The organism is Gracilibacillus suaedae (assembly GCF_017599345.1).
Classification (GTDB): Bacteria; Bacillota; Bacilli; order Bacillales; family Amphibacillaceae; genus Gracilibacillus; species Gracilibacillus suaedae.
In genome coordinates this window covers 46,336-62,067 of record NZ_JAGFVL010000011.1, presented here as the reverse complement: position 1 = coordinate 62,067, position 15,732 = coordinate 46,336, and the positions used below count along the sequence as shown (strand labels likewise).

At 39.1% G+C, this 15,732-nt stretch carries 32 protein-coding genes; 31 read left to right on the top strand and 1 reads right to left on the bottom strand.

Annotation, left to right across the window (positions count from 1 at the left end):
* Positions 1-29: 29 nt before the first annotated feature.
* The 31 genes from rpsJ (at position 30) to J5J03_RS01515 (ending at position 14,905) form a co-directional block, all read left to right on the top strand.
* On the top strand, positions 30-338 hold the full coding sequence (gene rpsJ / locus J5J03_RS01665) for a 30S ribosomal protein S10 (RefSeq protein WP_208585786.1): 309 nt from the start codon (positions 30-32) through the stop codon (positions 336-338).
* A 31-nt stretch (positions 339-369) separates the two neighbouring features.
* Entirely contained in the window at positions 370-1,002 is a 633-nt protein-coding gene (gene rplC / locus J5J03_RS01660) for a 50S ribosomal protein L3 (protein ID WP_208585785.1), read from the top strand.
* 25 nt (positions 1,003-1,027) lie between these two features.
* Positions 1,028-1,651, top strand: coding sequence for a 50S ribosomal protein L4 (rplD, locus tag J5J03_RS01655; protein ID WP_208585784.1), 624 nt, complete (start codon positions 1,028-1,030; stop codon positions 1,649-1,651).
* Positions 1,651-1,941 (top strand): 50S ribosomal protein L23, encoded by a 291-nt coding sequence (gene rplW / locus J5J03_RS01650; protein WP_208585783.1) that lies wholly within the window; start codon positions 1,651-1,653, stop codon positions 1,939-1,941. The genes rplD and rplW overlap by 1 nt, the downstream gene beginning before the upstream one ends.
* 26 nt (positions 1,942-1,967) lie before the next feature.
* Positions 1,968-2,798: a 50S ribosomal protein L2 gene (gene rplB / locus J5J03_RS01645; protein WP_208585782.1), complete on the top strand. Its 831-nt coding sequence runs from the start codon at positions 1,968-1,970 to the stop codon at positions 2,796-2,798.
* Between the two features lie 57 nt (positions 2,799-2,855).
* The gene (gene rpsS / locus J5J03_RS01640) at positions 2,856-3,134 is read left to right on the top strand and encodes a 30S ribosomal protein S19 (RefSeq protein WP_018934215.1); all 279 of its coding nucleotides are present in this window, start codon (positions 2,856-2,858) and stop codon (positions 3,132-3,134) included.
* Positions 3,135-3,153: 19 nt separating this feature from the next.
* Positions 3,154-3,495 (top strand): 50S ribosomal protein L22, encoded by a 342-nt coding sequence (rplV, locus tag J5J03_RS01635; protein ID WP_208585781.1) that lies wholly within the window; start codon positions 3,154-3,156, stop codon positions 3,493-3,495.
* 3 nt (positions 3,496-3,498) lie between these two features.
* Positions 3,499-4,140, top strand: a complete 642-nt coding sequence (rpsC, locus tag J5J03_RS01630) for a 30S ribosomal protein S3 (RefSeq protein WP_208585780.1) — start codon at positions 3,499-3,501, stop codon at positions 4,138-4,140.
* Positions 4,141-4,158: 18 nt separating this feature from the next.
* Entirely contained in the window at positions 4,159-4,593 is a 435-nt protein-coding gene (gene rplP / locus J5J03_RS01625; protein WP_018934218.1) for a 50S ribosomal protein L16, read from the top strand.
* Entirely contained in the window at positions 4,583-4,783 is a 201-nt protein-coding gene (gene rpmC, locus J5J03_RS01620) for a 50S ribosomal protein L29 (RefSeq protein WP_018934219.1), read from the top strand. Before rplP ends, rpmC begins: the two co-directional genes overlap by 11 nt.
* Positions 4,784-4,805: 22 nt before the next feature.
* A complete protein-coding gene (rpsQ, locus tag J5J03_RS01615; protein ID WP_208585779.1) occupies positions 4,806-5,069 on the top strand; it encodes a 30S ribosomal protein S17 in 264 nt (87 codons plus the stop codon).
* Between the two features lie 43 nt (positions 5,070-5,112).
* Positions 5,113-5,481 carry a 50S ribosomal protein L14 gene (rplN, locus tag J5J03_RS01610; RefSeq protein ID WP_018934221.1) on the top strand — a complete coding sequence of 123 codons (369 nt, stop codon included), beginning with the start codon at positions 5,113-5,115 and terminating at the stop codon, positions 5,479-5,481.
* Positions 5,482-5,520: 39 nt separating this feature from the next.
* On the top strand, positions 5,521-5,832 hold the full coding sequence (gene rplX, locus J5J03_RS01605) for a 50S ribosomal protein L24 (protein ID WP_208585778.1): 312 nt from the start codon (positions 5,521-5,523) through the stop codon (positions 5,830-5,832).
* 27 nt (positions 5,833-5,859) lie between these two features.
* Complete coding sequence (rplE, locus tag J5J03_RS01600; RefSeq protein ID WP_208585777.1) at positions 5,860-6,399, top strand: 50S ribosomal protein L5; 540 nt, start codon at positions 5,860-5,862, stop codon at positions 6,397-6,399.
* A 29-nt stretch (positions 6,400-6,428) separates the two neighbouring features.
* A complete protein-coding gene (gene rpsN, locus J5J03_RS01595; protein ID WP_018934224.1) occupies positions 6,429-6,614 on the top strand; it encodes a 30S ribosomal protein S14 in 186 nt (61 codons plus the stop codon).
* Between the two features lie 30 nt (positions 6,615-6,644).
* Positions 6,645-7,043, top strand: coding sequence for a 30S ribosomal protein S8 (gene rpsH / locus J5J03_RS01590; protein WP_208585776.1), 399 nt, complete (start codon positions 6,645-6,647; stop codon positions 7,041-7,043).
* 31 nt (positions 7,044-7,074) lie between these two features.
* Entirely contained in the window at positions 7,075-7,611 is a 537-nt protein-coding gene (rplF, locus tag J5J03_RS01585; RefSeq protein ID WP_208585775.1) for a 50S ribosomal protein L6, read from the top strand.
* Positions 7,612-7,643: 32 nt separating this feature from the next.
* Positions 7,644-8,006 (top strand): 50S ribosomal protein L18, encoded by a 363-nt coding sequence (rplR, locus tag J5J03_RS01580; protein WP_153835623.1) that lies wholly within the window; start codon positions 7,644-7,646, stop codon positions 8,004-8,006.
* An 18-nt stretch (positions 8,007-8,024) separates the two neighbouring features.
* Positions 8,025-8,531 (top strand): 30S ribosomal protein S5, encoded by a 507-nt coding sequence (gene rpsE, locus J5J03_RS01575; protein WP_331460404.1) that lies wholly within the window; start codon positions 8,025-8,027, stop codon positions 8,529-8,531.
* Positions 8,532-8,544: 13 nt separating this feature from the next.
* A complete protein-coding gene (gene rpmD, locus J5J03_RS01570) occupies positions 8,545-8,727 on the top strand; it encodes a 50S ribosomal protein L30 (protein ID WP_208585774.1) in 183 nt (60 codons plus the stop codon).
* 30 nt (positions 8,728-8,757) lie between these two features.
* The gene (gene rplO, locus J5J03_RS01565; protein WP_208585773.1) at positions 8,758-9,195 is read left to right on the top strand and encodes a 50S ribosomal protein L15; all 438 of its coding nucleotides are present in this window, start codon (positions 8,758-8,760) and stop codon (positions 9,193-9,195) included.
* Positions 9,195-10,490, top strand: a complete 1,296-nt coding sequence (gene secY / locus J5J03_RS01560) for a preprotein translocase subunit SecY (protein ID WP_208585772.1) — start codon at positions 9,195-9,197, stop codon at positions 10,488-10,490. Before rplO ends, secY begins: the two co-directional genes overlap by 1 nt.
* A gap of 43 nt (positions 10,491-10,533) precedes the next feature.
* On the top strand, positions 10,534-11,184 hold the full coding sequence (locus J5J03_RS01555; RefSeq protein WP_208585771.1) for an adenylate kinase: 651 nt from the start codon (positions 10,534-10,536) through the stop codon (positions 11,182-11,184).
* Between the two features lie 80 nt (positions 11,185-11,264).
* A complete protein-coding gene (locus J5J03_RS01550) occupies positions 11,265-11,600 on the top strand; it encodes a KOW domain-containing RNA-binding protein (RefSeq protein ID WP_208585770.1) in 336 nt (111 codons plus the stop codon).
* The gene (infA, locus tag J5J03_RS01545) at positions 11,578-11,796 is read left to right on the top strand and encodes a translation initiation factor IF-1 (RefSeq protein WP_018934234.1); all 219 of its coding nucleotides are present in this window, start codon (positions 11,578-11,580) and stop codon (positions 11,794-11,796) included. Before J5J03_RS01550 ends, infA begins: the two co-directional genes overlap by 23 nt.
* Before the next feature lie 30 nt (positions 11,797-11,826).
* Positions 11,827-11,940, top strand: coding sequence for a 50S ribosomal protein L36 (rpmJ, locus tag J5J03_RS01540; RefSeq protein ID WP_003156543.1), 114 nt, complete (start codon positions 11,827-11,829; stop codon positions 11,938-11,940).
* Between the two features lie 17 nt (positions 11,941-11,957).
* Entirely contained in the window at positions 11,958-12,323 is a 366-nt protein-coding gene (gene rpsM / locus J5J03_RS01535) for a 30S ribosomal protein S13 (protein WP_018934235.1), read from the top strand.
* Between the two features lie 23 nt (positions 12,324-12,346).
* Positions 12,347-12,736 (top strand): 30S ribosomal protein S11, encoded by a 390-nt coding sequence (gene rpsK / locus J5J03_RS01530; RefSeq protein WP_018934236.1) that lies wholly within the window; start codon positions 12,347-12,349, stop codon positions 12,734-12,736.
* A gap of 205 nt (positions 12,737-12,941) precedes the next feature.
* The gene (locus J5J03_RS01525; protein WP_208585769.1) at positions 12,942-13,886 is read left to right on the top strand and encodes a DNA-directed RNA polymerase subunit alpha; all 945 of its coding nucleotides are present in this window, start codon (positions 12,942-12,944) and stop codon (positions 13,884-13,886) included.
* 43 nt (positions 13,887-13,929) lie between these two features.
* Complete coding sequence (gene rplQ, locus J5J03_RS01520) at positions 13,930-14,283, top strand: 50S ribosomal protein L17 (protein WP_018934238.1); 354 nt, start codon at positions 13,930-13,932, stop codon at positions 14,281-14,283.
* Between the two features lie 355 nt (positions 14,284-14,638).
* Positions 14,639-14,905 carry a hypothetical protein gene (locus tag J5J03_RS01515; RefSeq protein WP_208585768.1) on the top strand — a complete coding sequence of 89 codons (267 nt, stop codon included), beginning with the start codon at positions 14,639-14,641 and terminating at the stop codon, positions 14,903-14,905.
* Positions 14,906-15,101: 196 nt separating this feature from the next.
* Here the strand turns inward: J5J03_RS01515 and J5J03_RS01510 are convergent, their stop codons facing one another.
* Entirely contained in the window at positions 15,102-15,557 is a 456-nt protein-coding gene (locus J5J03_RS01510) for a hypothetical protein (RefSeq protein ID WP_208585767.1), read from the bottom strand.
* Between the last annotated feature and the right edge of the window lie 175 nt (positions 15,558-15,732).

Genomic DNA, 15,732 nt, shown 5'->3' with positions numbered 1-15,732 from the left:
ATCTAAATGGGCGAAAAGGAGGGAAAATAATGGCAAAAGAAAAAATTAGAATTCGTTTAAAAGCGTATGATCACCGTATTTTAGATCAGTCTGCAGATAAAATTGTAGATACTGCAAAAAGATCTGGTGCAGGAGTTTCAGGACCGATTCCATTACCAACGGAAAAATCGGTATACACAATCTTGCGTGCGACTCACAAATACAAAGACGCTCGTGAGCAATTCGAAATGCGCACACATAAACGTCTAATTGATATTGTAAGTCCAACACCAAAAACGGTTGATTCATTAATGCGACTTGATTTACCGTCAGGTGTAGATATTGAAATTAAACTATAATATAAATTTAACATTCTAGGAGGTGTAACGGATGACGAAAGGAATCTTAGGTCGCAAAGTCGGCATGACGCAAATTTTCTCTGAAGAGGGCGAGTTAATCCCTGTAACAGTAGTTCAAGCTGAACCAAACGTTGTGCTGCAAAAGCGAACAGAAGAAAACGATGGATATGAAGCAATTCAAATTGGTTTTGCTGACGAAAAGAAAAATCGTGCGAATAAACCAGAGCAAGGGCATGCTGAAAAAGCAAATACTACTCCTAAGCGCTTCGTTCGTGAAATCCGTGACGTAAATCTTGATGAATATGATTTAGGTCAAGAGATAAACGTAGAGGTTTTTGAAGCGGGAGATAAAATCGATGTAACAGGTACTTCTAAAGGGAAAGGGTTCCAAGGTGCGATTAAGCGCCACAATCAACAACGTGGACCCGAAACTCACGGTTCTCACTACCACAGAGCAGCAGGTTCAATGGGAGCTGCCGCTGACCCAGCGCGAGTTTTTAAAGGTAAAAAACTTCCTGGACAAATGGGTGGAGAACAAATTACAATCCAAAACTTAGAAGTTGTTAAAGTTGACGCAGAGCGTAACCTGTTATTAATCAAAGGTAACGTTCCAGGTGCAAAAAAATCATTCGTGAAAGTAACGAGTGCAATAAAGGCTAACTAATTATTAATCGAAGGGAGGATATGTCATGCCTAAAGTAGCACTATATAATCAAAGTGGATCACAAGTTGGTGATGTAGAAATCAACGACGCGGTGTTCGGAATCGAACCAAATGAACATGTACTACATGACGCTGTTTTGATGCAACGCGCATCATTACGTCAAGGTACACATGCAGTAAAGAATCGTTCTGACGTACGTGGTGGTGGACGTAAACCATGGCGCCAAAAGGGAACAGGTCGTGCACGTCAAGGTTCCATTCGCTCGCCACAATGGGTAGGCGGTGGAACTGTATTTGGACCTACGCCAAGAAGCTATAGCTACAAACTACCTAAGAAAGTGCGTAGATTAGCGCTTAAATCTGCTCTTTCTTCTAAAGTGAAAGAAGATAGCTTAGTAGTATTAGAAGGAATTGCAATCGAAACACCAAAAACAAAAGAAGTTGTTTCTATGCTTTCTTCATTAAACGTTGATGCGAAAGCATTAATCGTTACAGCAGATAAAGACGATGTATTAGCGAAATCAGCTAATAATCTTCAAAACGTAAAAGTACTATCAGTAAGCGAAGTAAATGTATTAGACTTGCTTACGCATGACAAGCTGATCTTAACGAAAGAAGCAGCTGAAAAAGCAGGGGAGGTGCTTGCATAATGGCAGATGCACGTGATATTATTAAGCGCCCGATCATTACAGAACACTCTGCAGACTTAATGGCAGAAAAGAAATATACTTTCGAAGTAAGTAAAGAAGCAAACAAAACACAAATCAAAGATGCTGTAGAAGAAATCTTTGGTGTTCAAGTCGTAAATGTAAACACATTAAACAAAAAAGGTAAGTTCAAGCGCATGGGACGTTATGGCGGCTATCGCCCTAACCGTAAAAAAGCAATTGTTCAGTTATCTGAAGACAGTAAAGAATTAGATTTCTTTGAAACATTATAATTTGAATTATAAAGGAGGGAAAACAGATGGCGATTAAAAAGTATAAACCAACTTCCAATGGTCGTAGAGGTATGACGGTATCTGATTTTGCTGAAATCACTACTGATCAACCAGAAAAATCTTTACTCGCACCATTGAGTAAACGTGGTGGTCGTAATAATCAAGGTAAGTTAACAGTTCGTCATCAAGGCGGTGGACATAAGCGTAAGTATCGTATTATCGATTTCAAACGTGACAAAGATGGAATACCAGGCAAAGTTGCTACAATCGAATACGATCCAAACCGTTCTGCAAACATCGCATTAATCCATTATGCAGATGGAGAAAAACGTTATATTATTGCACCAAAAGGTATCCAAGTAGGTCATGAAATTGTATCTGGTCCAGATGCAGATATTAAATTAGGTAATGCTTTACCTCTTGGAGATATCCCAGTAGGTACAACTATTCATAACATTGAATTAAAACCAGGTCGTGGTGCACAATTAGCTAGATCTGCAGGTGCTCAAGCACAAATTCTTGGTCGTGAAGGTAAGTACGTATTAGTACGTTTGGCTTCAGGTGAAGTACGTTTAGTCTTAGCGACTTGCCGCGCGACTGTTGGTCAAGTAGGTAACTTAGAGCACGAATTAATCAATGTAGGTAAAGCTGGACGTTCTCGTTGGCAAGGCAAGCGCCCAACAGTTCGTGGTTCTGTAATGAACCCTAACGATCACCCACACGGTGGTGGTGAAGGACGTGCGCCAATCGGACGTAAATCACCAATGTCACCTTGGGGTAAACCAACACTTGGTTACAAAACACGTCAGCGTAACAAACAATCAGATAAATTTATTGTACGTAAACGTAAAAAATAACGGGGTTGAACGACGGGCATTAATTCCCGTCCGACAATCGCGAAGGGAGGCTTATCCATGGGTCGTAGCTTAAAAAAAGGACCTTTCGCAGATGACCATTTAATGAAAAAGATCGACAAATTGAACGAGGATGACAAAAAGACAGTAGTGAAGACGTGGTCTCGTCGCTCTACTATTTTCCCTAACTTTGTCGGTCATACGATTGCGGTATATGATGGTCGCAAACATGTTCCAGTATACGTAACAGAAGATATGGTTGGACACAAATTAGGTGAATTTGCTCCAACACGTACGTATAGAGGACACGCTGGAGACGACAAGAAAACAAAACGTTAATTGAGAGGAGGTACTCCTAATGCAAGCAAAAGCTGTTGCAAAATCAGTTCGTATTGCTCCTCGTAAAGTCCGCCTAGTGATCGATTTAATCCGAGGCAAAGAAGTAGGAGAAGCAATTGCGATTTTAAAACATACACAACGCGGTGCTTCACCAGTTGTGGAGAAATTATTAAACTCTGCTATCGCAAATGCAGAGCACAATTATGAAATGAATCCTGAGAATTTAGTAGTGTCAGAAGCGTTTGTAAACGAAGGTGTTACTTTGAAACGTTTCCGCCCACGTGCACAAGGTCGTGCAACACAAATCAATAAACGAACTAGCCACATTACAGTGGTTTTATCTGAGAAAAAGGAGGGATAATCTGTGGGTCAAAAAGTAAATCCAACTGGTCTTCGTGTCGGAGTTATCCGTGATTGGGAATCTAAGTGGTATGCAGGTAAAGATTACGCAGACCTTTTACATGAAGATATTAAAATTCGTGAATATATCGAAGAACGTTTGAAAGATGGTGCTGTTTCTAAAGTTGAAATTGAAAGAGCAGCAAATCGTGTGAATATCTCTATTTCTACAGCTAAACCAGGTATGGTAATTGGTAAAGGTGGTTCTGAAGTAGAAGCATTACGTAAATCCTTAAACCAACTAACTGGTAAAAGAGTACACATTAATATTGTCGAAGTGAAAAAAGCAGATTTAGATGCTAAATTAGTTGCAGAAAATATCGCTCGTCAATTAGAAAACCGTGTATCATTCCGTCGTGCACAGAAACAAACGATCCAACGCGCTATGCGTGCAGGTGCGAAAGGTATTCGTACACAAGTATCAGGTCGTCTTGGTGGTGCAGATATGGCGAGAGCTGAAAGTTATAGTGAAGGAACTGTTCCACTTCATACTTTACGTGCAGATATCGATTATGGTACTGCAGAAGCAGACACAACTTACGGTAAACTAGGTGTTAAAGTATGGATTTATCGTGGAGAAGTCCTTCCAACAAAAAACAATAACTAAGGAAGGGGGCAAAGCATTATGTTAATGCCAAAACGTGTAAAACATCGTAAGCAACATCGTGGTAATATGAAAGGTAAAGCGAAAGGCGGTACGTCAGTAGCATTTGGTGAATACGGTCTTCAGGCTGTTGAAGCTGCATGGATTACTAGCCGTCAAATCGAAGCAGCTCGTATAGCGATGACTCGTTATATGAAGCGTGGTGGTAAAGTATGGATCAAAATTTTCCCAGATAAACCTTATACAGCTAAGCCTCTAGAGGTTCGTATGGGTTCTGGTAAAGGTGCTCCTGAAGGATGGGTAGCAGTAGTAAAACCTGGTAAGATAATGTTTGAGATTGCGGGTGTATCGGAAGAGGTAGCACGTGAAGCACTTCGTCTTGCATCTCACAAATTACCAATCAAAACGAAATTCGTAAAACGAGAAGAAATTGGTGGTGAAATCAATGAAGGCTAATGAAATTAGAGAACTAACCACTGCCGAAATTGAACAAAAGATCAAGTCATTAAAAGAAGAGCTTTTTAATTTGCGTTTCCAACTTGCAACAGGTCAGTTGGAAAACACAGCACGTCTACGCGAAGTGCGTAAGTCCATTGCACGTATGAAGACTGTTGTTCGCGAAAGAGAGCTAAGCGTAAATAACTGATAATAAAGGAGGTTAGCCTCAGATGAGTGAGCGTAATAATCGTAAGGTCTATACCGGACGTGTCGTATCTGACAAAATGGATAAGACAATCACTGTTGTAGTTGAGACATATAAATTTCACACTTTATATGGCAAACGTGTTAGATACTCTAAAAAATTCAAAGCACATGATGAAAACAATCAAGCAAAAATCGGCGATGTTGTACGAATCATGGAAACTAAGCCACAATCTAAAACAAAACGTTTCCGTCTAGTTGAAGTTGTGGAAGAAGCAGTAATTATTTAATTTAAGTTCGCTCGGATAAGTTCCGAAGGGAGGGTACACGAATATGATCCAACAAGAATCTCGTTTAAAAGTAGCAGATAACTCTGGTGCTCGTGAAGTACAAGCGATTAAAGTACTAGGTGGTTCTGGTCGTAAAACAGCGAACATTGGTGATGTAATTGTTTGCTCGGTAAAACAAGCAACACCTGGGGGCGTTGTTAAAAAAGGTGAAGTCGTAAAAGCAGTAATTGTACGTTCTAAGAGCGGAGTAAGACGTAAAGATGGTTCTTATATTCGATTTGATGAGAATGCAGCTGTCATCGTTCGTGATGACCAAAGTCCAAGAGGTACTCGTATTTTTGGACCAGTTGCACGTGAATTGCGTGATGCGAAATTCATGAAAATCGTATCTCTAGCTCCAGAAGTATTATAAGCACGTTACGGAAAAACCGTGTAAGGAGGTGCGGATAGCATGCATGTCAAAAAAGGTGATAAAGTACAAGTAATTACAGGTAAAGATAAAGGAAAGCAGGGTACTGTTTTAGCTGCATTTCCGAAAAAAGATCGTGTGCTTGTAGAAGGTGTTAATGTTGTGAAGAAACACGCAAAGCCTTCTCAGGAAAACCCACAAGGTGGTATCTTGAATCAAGAAGCAGCGATTCATGTATCCAATGTAATGCCATTAGATCCTAAATCTGGCGAACCAACTCGTGTTGGATATGAAGTACGTGATGGAAAGAAAGTTCGTATCGCTAAAAAATCTGGTGAATCTTTAGATAAATAGTCTTAGCGGTGAAAGGAGGTTTACGTGATGAACACTTTAAAAGAAAAGTACAATAATGAAATTGTTTCTTCATTAGTTGAAAAATTTAATTATGAATCCGTAATGGAAGTACCAAAGGTCGAAAAAATTGTTGTGAACATGGGTGTTGGTGATGCAGTGCAAAACTCTAAGGCACTTGATGCTGCAGTAGAAGAATTGGCACAAATCACTGGTCAAAAACCTGTTGTAACAAAAGCAAAGAAATCAATCGCAGGCTTCCGTTTACGTGAAGGAATGCCAATCGGTGCGAAGGTAACATTGCGCGGTGAGCGTATGTATGACTTCCTTCAAAAGCTTATCGATATATCACTACCACGTGTACGTGACTTCCGTGGTATCTCTAAAAAAGCATTTGATGGCCGTGGTAACTACACTTTAGGTGTAAAAGAACAATTAATTTTCCCAGAAATTAATTATGACCAAGTAAACAAAGTGAGAGGGATGGACGTTGTTATCGTTACAACAGCTGATTCTGACGAAGAAGCTGCAGAACTCTTAACACAACTTGGCATGCCTTTCCAAAAATAAGCGAAAAGCTAAAATAAGGAGGGAAAAGAGTGGCTAAAAAATCAATGATCGCAAAGCAACAACGCAAAGCGAAATTCAAAGTGCAAGAATATACTAGATGTGAACGTTGTGGACGTCCACACTCTGTAATCCGCAAATTCAAGCTTTGCCGTATTTGTTTCCGTGAACTTGCATATAAAGGTCAAATTCCTGGTGTTAAAAAAGCAAGCTGGTAAATCCCCGTTTAGGGAAGGAGGTAATGAGAAATGGTTATGACAGATCCAATTGCAGATATGCTTACTCGTATTCGTAACGCTAACATGGTTCGCCATGAGAAATTGGAGTTCCCAGCGTCGAAACTTAAGAAAGAAATTGCAGATATTTTAAAACGTGAAGGGTTTATCCGTGACTATGAGTATGTTGAGGATAACAAACAAGGAATCCTTCGTATCTTTTTGAAGTATGGTACAAACGAAGAACGTGTAATCTCAGGTTTAAAACGAATCAGCAAACCAGGTTTACGTGTTTATGCAAAAGCAGAAGAGCTTCCTAAAGTATTGAATGGTTTAGGTATTGCGATCGTTTCTACTTCAAAAGGGGTATTATCTGATAAAGAAGCACGTGCACAAGCAATCGGTGGCGAAGTGCTAGCATATATTTGGTAAGATATTCTTAGAAGACAGGAGGTGTAGTAGCATGTCTCGTATAGGTTTAAAACTTTTAGAGATTCCAGAAGGTGTGGAAATCAAAGTAGACGGAAACAACATTACTGTTAAAGGACCAAAAGGTGAATTAAGCCGTTCTTTTGACAGTGAAATGAAAATAAATATTGAGGATAATGTGTTGACTGTTGAGCGTCCAAGTGACTCAAAACAGCACAAGGCATTACACGGTACAACTCGAAGCCTAATCGGTAATATGGTTGAAGGTGTCCATAAAGGTTTCGAAAAAGCTCTTGAAATTCAAGGTGTAGGATACCGTGCGCAAAAACAAGGAAATAAACTTGTTGTTAATGCTGGTTATTCTCACCCGGTAGAAGTGGAACCAGTTGACGGTATCGACATTGAAGTTCCAGCTAATACAAAAGTAGTTGTTAAAGGTATCGACAAAGAATTAGTTGGTGCTGTTGCAGCAAACATCCGCGCTATTCGCCCACCTGAGCCGTATAAAGGTAAAGGTATCCGTTATGAAGGTGAATATGTACGTCGTAAAGAAGGTAAAACTGCTAAGTAAGTTTACGTAGCAAGCAGAAAGGAGTGACCTAGATGATCACAAAGCCTGATAAAAATAGTGTACGTAAAAAAAGACATCAGCGTATCCGTAAGAACCTATTCGGAACACAGGAACGCCCGCGTCTAAACGTATTTCGTTCAAATAAACACATCTACGCACAACTAATCGATGATGTTAACAATGTAACATTAGTTAGTGCATCTACGGTAGATAATGAGTTAAACTTAGAAGCAACAGGAAATGTAGAAGCTGCTAAGCAAGTTGGAGAGCTTATCGCTAAACGTGCAATCGATAAAGGATTGACAAATGTTGTTTTTGATCGTGGTGGATATTTATATCATGGTCGAGTTAAATCTCTAGCAGATGCTGCTCGCGAAGCAGGTCTTGAATTTTAATCAAAAAAGGAGGGACATATGTTGCGTACTAACATCGACCCAAACAAATTAGATTTAGAAGAACGCGTTGTAACAATCAACCGTGTAGCAAAAGTTGTAAAAGGTGGACGTCGTTTTCGTTTTGCTGCATTGGTAGTAGTCGGAGATAAAAATGGCCATGTAGGATTTGGTACTGGTAAAGCACAAGAGGTACCAGATGCTATTAAAAAGGCAATTGATGATGCAAAGAAAAACTTAGTCAATGTACCGATCGTTGGTACTACAATTCCACACGAAATTCACGGTCAGTTCGGAGCTGGTAACATCTTAATGAAACCAGCTATTGAAGGTACCGGAGTTATCGCAGGTGGACCTGTACGTGCCGTATTAGAACTAGCTGGTGTAGGTGATATTTTATCTAAATCACTAGGTTCTAACACACCAATCAACATGGTTCGGGCAACAATCAATGGACTTAGCGAATTAAAACGTGCTGAAGAAGTGGCAAAACTTCGTGGCAAGTCTGTAGAAGAATTGTTAGGATAAGGAGGGAAACGAAATGTCTAATAAGATAGAAATTACCCTCAAACGCAGTGTCATCGGTAGATCAGAAGTACAAAAAGCTACTGTTCAAACACTAGGTCTTAAAAAGATTCATCAATCAGTAGTCCGTGAAGATACTCCTGTCGTGCGAGGCATGATTAACAAAGTATCACATTTAGTTGACGTGAAAGAAGTTTAATAAAAATTGTTGTAAAGAGGAGGTGCTCGCATGAAACTTCATGAATTAAAACCATCACAAGCGAAGAAACAACGCAACCGCGTTGGTCGTGGTATGTCATCAGGTAATGGTAAAACATCTGGGCGTGGTCACAAAGGTCAAAAGGCACGTTCTGGTGGAGGTGTACGTCCAGGATTTGAAGGTGGACAAATGCCACTATTCCAACGTATACCGAAGCGAGGTTTTACAAACATCAACCGTAAAGACTTCGCAATTGTTAACCTTGAAACATTGAATAATTTTGACGAAGGTACCGAAGTGACACCTGAGCTTTTACTTGAGACTGGTACCATTAGCAAGGTCAAATCTGGTGTTAAGATTCTTGGAAACGGCACGTTAGAAAAGAAATTAACCGTAAAAGCTCATAAGTTTTCTGCTTCAGCTAAAGATGCAATTGAAGCAGCGGGCGGTCAAACTGAGGTGATTTAATGTTTCGTACAATCTCCAATTTTGTGCGTGTGGCTGATATTAGACAAAAGATTATTTTTACACTTCTCATGCTAATAGTATTTCGTCTTGGAACGTTTATTCCGGTTCCTTTTACAGATCGAACTGCTATTGACTTCATGAATGAACAAAATGTTTTTGGGTTACTGAATACATTTGGTGGTGGAGCATTACAAAACTTCTCCATTTTCGCAATGGGGATTATGCCTTACATCACGGCATCCATCATCATGCAATTATTGCAAATGGATGTCGTTCAAAAATTCTCTGAGTGGAAAAAACAAGGGGAAATGGGACGTAAGAAGCTCGCACAGGTTACTCGTTATGCAACCATTGGGTTAGCATTTATTCAAGCCTGTGCCATGTCAGTAGGCTTTAATGCTATGTCTGGTGGCCTTTTGATTAATGATCCTGGTGTAGGGAAGTTCCTAGTAATTGCGCTAGTATTGACAAGTGGTACTGCATTCTTAATGTGGTTAGGGGAACAAATTACTGCAAATGGTGTAGGTAATGGTATCTCTATCCTTATCTTTGCCGGTATCGTAGCAGCCATTCCAAATGGTATTAATCAAATTTACGCACAATATTTTGGATCTGGTGTAGGAGATGAACTTTTCCTAAACATCGTCATCGTGCTGTTGATTGTATTGCTTGTACTTGCTGTAATAGTAGGTGTAATTTTCATTCAACAAGCGTTACGTAAAATTCCAGTCCAATATGCGAAACGTTTAGTGAATCGTTCACCAGTAGGAGGACACTCTACTCATTTACCATTGAAGGTAAATGCTGCAGGGGTAATTCCAGTCATTTTTGCAATTTCATTTATCATCGCACCACGTACAATTGCAGGGTTCTTTGAGAATAATGAAGTAGCGATGACGATCTCCAATATTTTCGATTATTCAAACGTAACTGGTATGATTATTTACGTTGTGCTAATCATTGCATTTACGTATTTCTATACATTTGTTCAAGTTAACCCTGAGCAAATGGCTGATAACTTAAAGAAGCAAGGTGGCTATATCCCTGGTATTCGTCCAGGAAAAACAACGGAGACTTATTTAACACGTGTTATGTATCGACTAACATTTGTTGGATCTTTATTTTTAGCTGCTGTCGCTGTTTTACCTTTAGTATTAGGTGATGTGGCAGGTCTTCCACAATCCGTGCAAATCGGTGGAACAGGACTTTTAATTGTTGTTGGTGTTGCTTTACAAACCATGAAGCAATTAGAAGGGCAGTTAGTAAAACGTAACTATAAAGGCTTTATTAAGTAGAGTTTTTGTAGATCGGACTAGACAGAGAGCGAGGGGAAAATCGTTGAATCTAATCCTTATGGGACTACCTGGTGCTGGTAAAGGGACGCAGGCAGAAAAAATTGTAGAAAAATATGAAATCCCTCATATTTCAACTGGAGATATGTTTCGGTTGGCTATTAAAGAAGGAACTGAGCTTGGACAAAAAGCAAAAAGCTATATGGATGAAGGTGCTCTTGTTCCAGACGAAGTAACAATTGGTATCGTGAAAGAAAGATTAAGCAAAGATGACTGTCAAAAGGGTTTTTTGTTAGATGGTTTTCCACGTACTTTGGCACAAGCTGAAGCATTAGATGAACTACTCTCTAGCATGAACCGCTCGATTGATTATGTTTTACACGTTGACGTTGAGAAAGATGAATTAATTGAACGTCTTACAGGACGTCGAATTTGTCCAGAGTGTGGCACAGCTTATCATGTAATCTTTAACCCTCCTAAGGTTGAAGGGATATGTGACAAGGATGGTGCGAAACTTATCCAGCGTGAAGATGATCAACCTAGTACAGTTAGAAATCGTTTAGAGGTTAATCTTGAACAAACACAACCAATGTTAGACTTTTACTCTAATAAAGGTGACTTAGTGACAATTAACGGCTCTCAAGAAATTAATGCAGTATTCAGCGATATTGATGAGAAATTAAAAACAATTTCTTAATGAAATGTCGCCAAAGTTGGTATAATGTTACTAACAATGAAAATAGGTATAACGTAAAACCTAAATGAAGGTGATGATGGTTGAGCGAGACGGAGAGTTATCCGGAATTAGGTCAGGTTGTTCAAATCCTACAGGGACGCGAAGCAGGTCAGTTTGCAATTGTAATTGGAAGAGTAGACAGTCGTTTTGTGTTGTTGGCGGATGGAGATAAACGCAAATATGATCGACCAAAGAAGAAGAATGTGCATCATGTTGCGTACACAAGCTTTATATCTCCTGAAGTTCAAAGAAGCCTTCTCGAAACAGGGCGCGTAACCAATGGTAAATTGCGTTATGCTATTAATAAATTTGTCGAAGAAACGAAGACAGATTTGAAGAAGGGAGATCAACTCGATGGCGAAAGACGATGCAATTGAAGTCGAAGGTACGGTAATTGATACATTACCGAATGCAATGTTTAAAGTAGAACTAGAGAATGGTCACACCGTGTTAGCACATGTTTCTGGTAAAATTAGAATGCACTTCATTCGAATTTTACCTGGTGACAAAGTAACGGTTGAACTTTCTCCATATGATTTAACAAGAGGTCGTATTACGTACCGTTATAAATAAAATGCTCCGACACAAGAGGAGGTATGGAAGATGAAGGTAAGACCATCTGTAAAACCAATTTGTGAAAAATGCAAGGTTATTCGTCGTAAAGGAAAAGTAATGGTAATTTGCGAAAACCCTAAGCATAAACAAAAACAAGGATAAGGAGGTGTAATCACTCTATGGCACGTATTGCTGGTGTAGATGTTCCGCGTGATAAACGCGTAGTGATTGCTTTAACCTATATTTACGGTATTGGAAAAACAACTGCTAAGAAAGTATTGGAAGAAGCTGGTGTTAATGAGGACACTCGTGTTCGTGATTTAACAGAAGAAGAATTAGGTCAAATTCGTCAAACAATTGACAGCTATACTGTAGAAGGTGACCTTCGTCGTGAAGTATCCTTAAACATTAAGCGTCTGATTGAAATTGGTTCCTATCGTGGTGTACGTCATCGCCGAGGTTTACCTGTTCGAGGACAAAAAACGAAAAACAACTCACGTACTCGTAAAGGTCCAAGAAAAACAATGGCTAACAAAAAGAAATAAGATAAAAGGAGGTTTGCTTACTTATGGCTCGTAAAACTAATACACGTAAACGTCGTGTGAAAAAGAATATAGACACGGGTATTGCACATATTCGTTCTACATTCAATAACACAATCGTAACGATTACTGATGTTCAAGGAAACGCGGTTAGCTGGAGCAGCGCAGGAGCGCTAGGTTTCAAAGGTTCTCGTAAATCTACTCCTTTCGCAGCGCAAATGGCTGCTGAAGCTGCAGCAAAAGCGGCTCAGGATCACGGTGTAAAATCTTTAGAGGTTACAGTGAAAGGACCTGGTGCTGGACGTGAAGCAGCAATCCGTTCACTTCAAGCAGCAGGTATTGAAGTAACTGCCATTCGTGATGTAACACCAGTTCCTCACAATGGTTGTCGCCCGCCAAAACGTCGTCGAGTATAATCACAGTATATTATTTGTTAATCTGTCTATAATGGTTTATGATAGCTTAATAAAGTTTTTTAGATGTTTATTAATGACACCATTGCTTTCGACAGACACAAAATCACAATTGCATAGTGCAGAAACGGGAACTGCCTACCTGGGGAATTTCGGTTAGACCCTGAGTCTAACCGGGGTTTCGACGTTTTAGAGGAGGGTTTAATAGATGATCGAAATTGAAAAACCAAAAATAGAAACAGTAGAAATCAGTGATGATGCTAATTATGGCAAATTCGTTGTAGAACCACTAGAGCGTGGTTATGGTACTACACTTGGTAACTCCTTGCGTCGTATCCTATTATCTTCACTTCCTGGCGCTGCTGTTACATCTGTTCAAATTGATGGAGCGTTACATGAGTTTTCGACGGTTGAAGGTGTTGTCGAAGATGTGACAACTATTATCTTAAACTTAAAGAAACTAGCTCTTAAAATCTATTCAGATGAAGAGAAAACACTTGAAGTAGATGTACAGGGAGAAGGGAAAGTTACGGCTGCGGATATCATTTTTGATAGTGATGTCGAAATTTTAAATCCGGATCTTCATATTGCTACGGTTGGTAGTAATGGCCATTTAAAAATGAAAATTTCAGCTCAAAGCGGCCGAGGATACCGCCCAGCTGACTCTAATAACCATGAGGATCGTCCTATTGGTGTTATTCCAGTGGACTCTATCTTCACTCCAGTTTCAAAAGTAACCTATCAAGTAGAAAATACCCGTGTTGGTGAAGATGCCAATTATGATAAGCTTACTTTTGATGTGTTAACAGATGGAAGTATTCGTCCTGAAGAAGCAGTTTCTCTAGGAGCTAAAATCTTCACGGAACATATGAATATTTTTGTTGGTTTAACAGACGAAGCGAAAAACGCTGAAATTATGATCGAGAAAGAAGAAGACCAAAAAGAAAAAGTTCTTGAAATGACAATCGAAGAGCTTGATTTATCTGTAAGGTCTTATAACTGCTTGAAACGAGCAGGAATTAATACTGTACAGGAATTAGCTCATAAATCAGAAGAAGATATGATGAAGGTGCGAAACTTAGGTCGTAAATCACTAGAAGAAGTGAAGCATAAATTAGAAGATCTAGGTCTTGGACTACGAAACGAAGATTAATCACAACACCTTTTAGAGATTTCGAACGAAGGAGGGATATTCCATGGCTAGAAAATTAGGACGTACAACGGATCAACGTATGGCTTTGCTTCGAGGTTTAGCAACGGACCTTATTATCCATGAACGTTTAGAAACAACAGAAGCAAAGGCTAAAGAACTACGCTCAGTTGTTGACAAAATGATTACACTTGGTAAGCGCGGTGACCTTCACGCACGTCGTCAAGCTGCATCTTTCTTATACAATGCTGAAGCGAACGAAAACGAAGATGCTGTACAAAAGCTTTTCAACGACATTGCAGGTCGCTACGAAGATCGCCAAGGTGGATATACAAGAGTGCTGAAATTAGGACCTCGTCGCGGTGACGGAGCTGAAATGGCAGTAATCGAGTTAGTATAATTCCATAGCAAAGCAAAGCAAGGCAAGGGCAGGAGCAGATCTCTTTAAGAGGTGCATCCAAGCCCTTTTTTTGTTGAATTAAAAGAATTGAAGTCTCTTCACAAAAACTACGAATGCCGTTGCCGGACATTGGTTCCGCTATTTGTGACAATAATGCCGTTTTTGTTAAGTTGGTGGACATCTATTCCGCTATTCAACCAAAATTGTGTTAATTTTGGCCAAAAACCATCAAATAAAGGATTATATGTCCGCCAACATGGATAAATGGTGATAATTTGATCAAATAACGCACTAAATGTCCGTCTGCATTTTCTTTACCAAAAAATTCTAGTGTCATCTAAGTAAAATTGTCTTGATGTCATCAACTTCCACTCGTTCCCTAATTAGCTGGGCACCGGTAAACTTAGCACCAGTTGGCTGGGAGATCATGCGAAAACAAGAAAAAGTTTGTGAGATAAGCAGTGATTGGTCAGCTGTTATTTCACGAGAAGAGCATCGTTTTCGTTCTGTTGTGAGCTTATTAAAGGAAGAAGAATGGATACCAGAAGAACAATTAACTCAATTGGAAGAGATCTCGGATGAGCGTAAACAAGCACTTGAAGCTTTAAACGCTACATTATGAGATGAAAACAAAACACTAGTAGATACCGAAGCAAAAGAAATAAAAGAAGAAGTAGAAGAATGAATTGAGGAGATAGGCGAATTAAGAGAAGAGACTTCCTTGTGATTAGGGATTTTGGAAAGAGGCTAGTATATTGGCCTCTTTCTTTAGAAATATAGAGTACTCACTTGAACACTGCTTAGAAGATGATGAAACATTACCCTTCTCTTATTTCCCATTTATCTCCATATGATTCGATAGCTTTAACCAACTCGTTATCACTTATGATGTGATAATTGTACCTATCTCCTTCGATAAATAGGTTATCCTTATCATCAATACTGATCGAATAAGCACCTTTACTAGTTCTAACTGTCATTAAATATATTGGGTTTCCTCGTTGTGTTGTTTTTTTTAATTTCATATTTGCAGAATGCTCCATTATTTTCATTATCTCATCATTGTTGTTAAGATACATGTCTTTCCGTTCACGTCCGACTTCATTATTGTTAATATAGGTAATGTCAATTGCTCTAATTTCTTCATCTTCCGGAATTAAATCCGATAGTACTTCTTTATAAGTAGTTGTTCTCCATTGATCTACTATGAAAGTCCCCACAATGATAATGAATAATACTACAACAAGCTTCCAAAGTAATCGGTTATTTTTCAAAATCATCTCTCCTAAATGCTGAAGATATGTATTTACATTTTATCATGATAAATGGAAAGATGTAACAATTTGATTTCTTGTTAGTGGTGGGTTTATCTAGAATAGTGGTCTACGTCAATTTTCTTAATTTGAGAATCAAAATAAAATCACTATCAGAATATCTCAAAAAAATGAA

Excerpts from the sequence above, each read along its gene's own strand:
- rpsJ (WP_208585786.1), top strand. The coding sequence starts at position 30 with ATGGCAAAAGAAAAAATTAGAATTCGTTTAAAAGCGTATGATCACCGT.
- rplC (WP_208585785.1), top strand. The coding sequence starts at position 370 with ATGACGAAAGGAATCTTAGGTCGCAAAGTCGGCATGACGCAAATTTTC.
- rplD (WP_208585784.1), top strand. The coding sequence starts at position 1,028 with ATGCCTAAAGTAGCACTATATAATCAAAGTGGATCACAAGTTGGTGAT.
- rplW (WP_208585783.1), top strand. The coding sequence starts at position 1,651 with ATGGCAGATGCACGTGATATTATTAAGCGCCCGATCATTACAGAACAC.
- rplB (WP_208585782.1), top strand. The coding sequence starts at position 1,968 with ATGGCGATTAAAAAGTATAAACCAACTTCCAATGGTCGTAGAGGTATG.
- rpsS (WP_018934215.1), top strand. The coding sequence starts at position 2,856 with ATGGGTCGTAGCTTAAAAAAAGGACCTTTCGCAGATGACCATTTAATG.
- rplV (WP_208585781.1), top strand. The coding sequence starts at position 3,154 with ATGCAAGCAAAAGCTGTTGCAAAATCAGTTCGTATTGCTCCTCGTAAA.
- rplP (WP_018934218.1), top strand. The coding sequence starts at position 4,159 with ATGTTAATGCCAAAACGTGTAAAACATCGTAAGCAACATCGTGGTAAT.
- rpmC (WP_018934219.1), top strand. The coding sequence starts at position 4,583 with ATGAAGGCTAATGAAATTAGAGAACTAACCACTGCCGAAATTGAACAA.
- rpsQ (WP_208585779.1), top strand. The coding sequence starts at position 4,806 with ATGAGTGAGCGTAATAATCGTAAGGTCTATACCGGACGTGTCGTATCT.
- rplN (WP_018934221.1), top strand. The coding sequence starts at position 5,113 with ATGATCCAACAAGAATCTCGTTTAAAAGTAGCAGATAACTCTGGTGCT.
- rplX (WP_208585778.1), top strand. The coding sequence starts at position 5,521 with ATGCATGTCAAAAAAGGTGATAAAGTACAAGTAATTACAGGTAAAGAT.
- rplE (WP_208585777.1), top strand. The coding sequence starts at position 5,860 with ATGAACACTTTAAAAGAAAAGTACAATAATGAAATTGTTTCTTCATTA.
- rpsH (WP_208585776.1), top strand. The coding sequence starts at position 6,645 with ATGGTTATGACAGATCCAATTGCAGATATGCTTACTCGTATTCGTAAC.
- rplF (WP_208585775.1), top strand. The coding sequence starts at position 7,075 with ATGTCTCGTATAGGTTTAAAACTTTTAGAGATTCCAGAAGGTGTGGAA.
- rplR (WP_153835623.1), top strand. The coding sequence starts at position 7,644 with ATGATCACAAAGCCTGATAAAAATAGTGTACGTAAAAAAAGACATCAG.
- rpsE (WP_331460404.1), top strand. The coding sequence starts at position 8,025 with ATGTTGCGTACTAACATCGACCCAAACAAATTAGATTTAGAAGAACGC.
- rpmD (WP_208585774.1), top strand. The coding sequence starts at position 8,545 with ATGTCTAATAAGATAGAAATTACCCTCAAACGCAGTGTCATCGGTAGA.
- rplO (WP_208585773.1), top strand. The coding sequence starts at position 8,758 with ATGAAACTTCATGAATTAAAACCATCACAAGCGAAGAAACAACGCAAC.
- secY (WP_208585772.1), top strand. The coding sequence starts at position 9,195 with ATGTTTCGTACAATCTCCAATTTTGTGCGTGTGGCTGATATTAGACAA.
- infA (WP_018934234.1), top strand. The coding sequence starts at position 11,578 with ATGGCGAAAGACGATGCAATTGAAGTCGAAGGTACGGTAATTGATACA.
- rpmJ (WP_003156543.1), top strand. The coding sequence starts at position 11,827 with ATGAAGGTAAGACCATCTGTAAAACCAATTTGTGAAAAATGCAAGGTT.
- rpsM (WP_018934235.1), top strand. The coding sequence starts at position 11,958 with ATGGCACGTATTGCTGGTGTAGATGTTCCGCGTGATAAACGCGTAGTG.
- rpsK (WP_018934236.1), top strand. The coding sequence starts at position 12,347 with ATGGCTCGTAAAACTAATACACGTAAACGTCGTGTGAAAAAGAATATA.
- J5J03_RS01525 (WP_208585769.1), top strand. The coding sequence starts at position 12,942 with ATGATCGAAATTGAAAAACCAAAAATAGAAACAGTAGAAATCAGTGAT.
- rplQ (WP_018934238.1), top strand. The coding sequence starts at position 13,930 with ATGGCTAGAAAATTAGGACGTACAACGGATCAACGTATGGCTTTGCTT.
- J5J03_RS01515 (WP_208585768.1), top strand. The coding sequence starts at position 14,639 with ATGTCATCAACTTCCACTCGTTCCCTAATTAGCTGGGCACCGGTAAAC.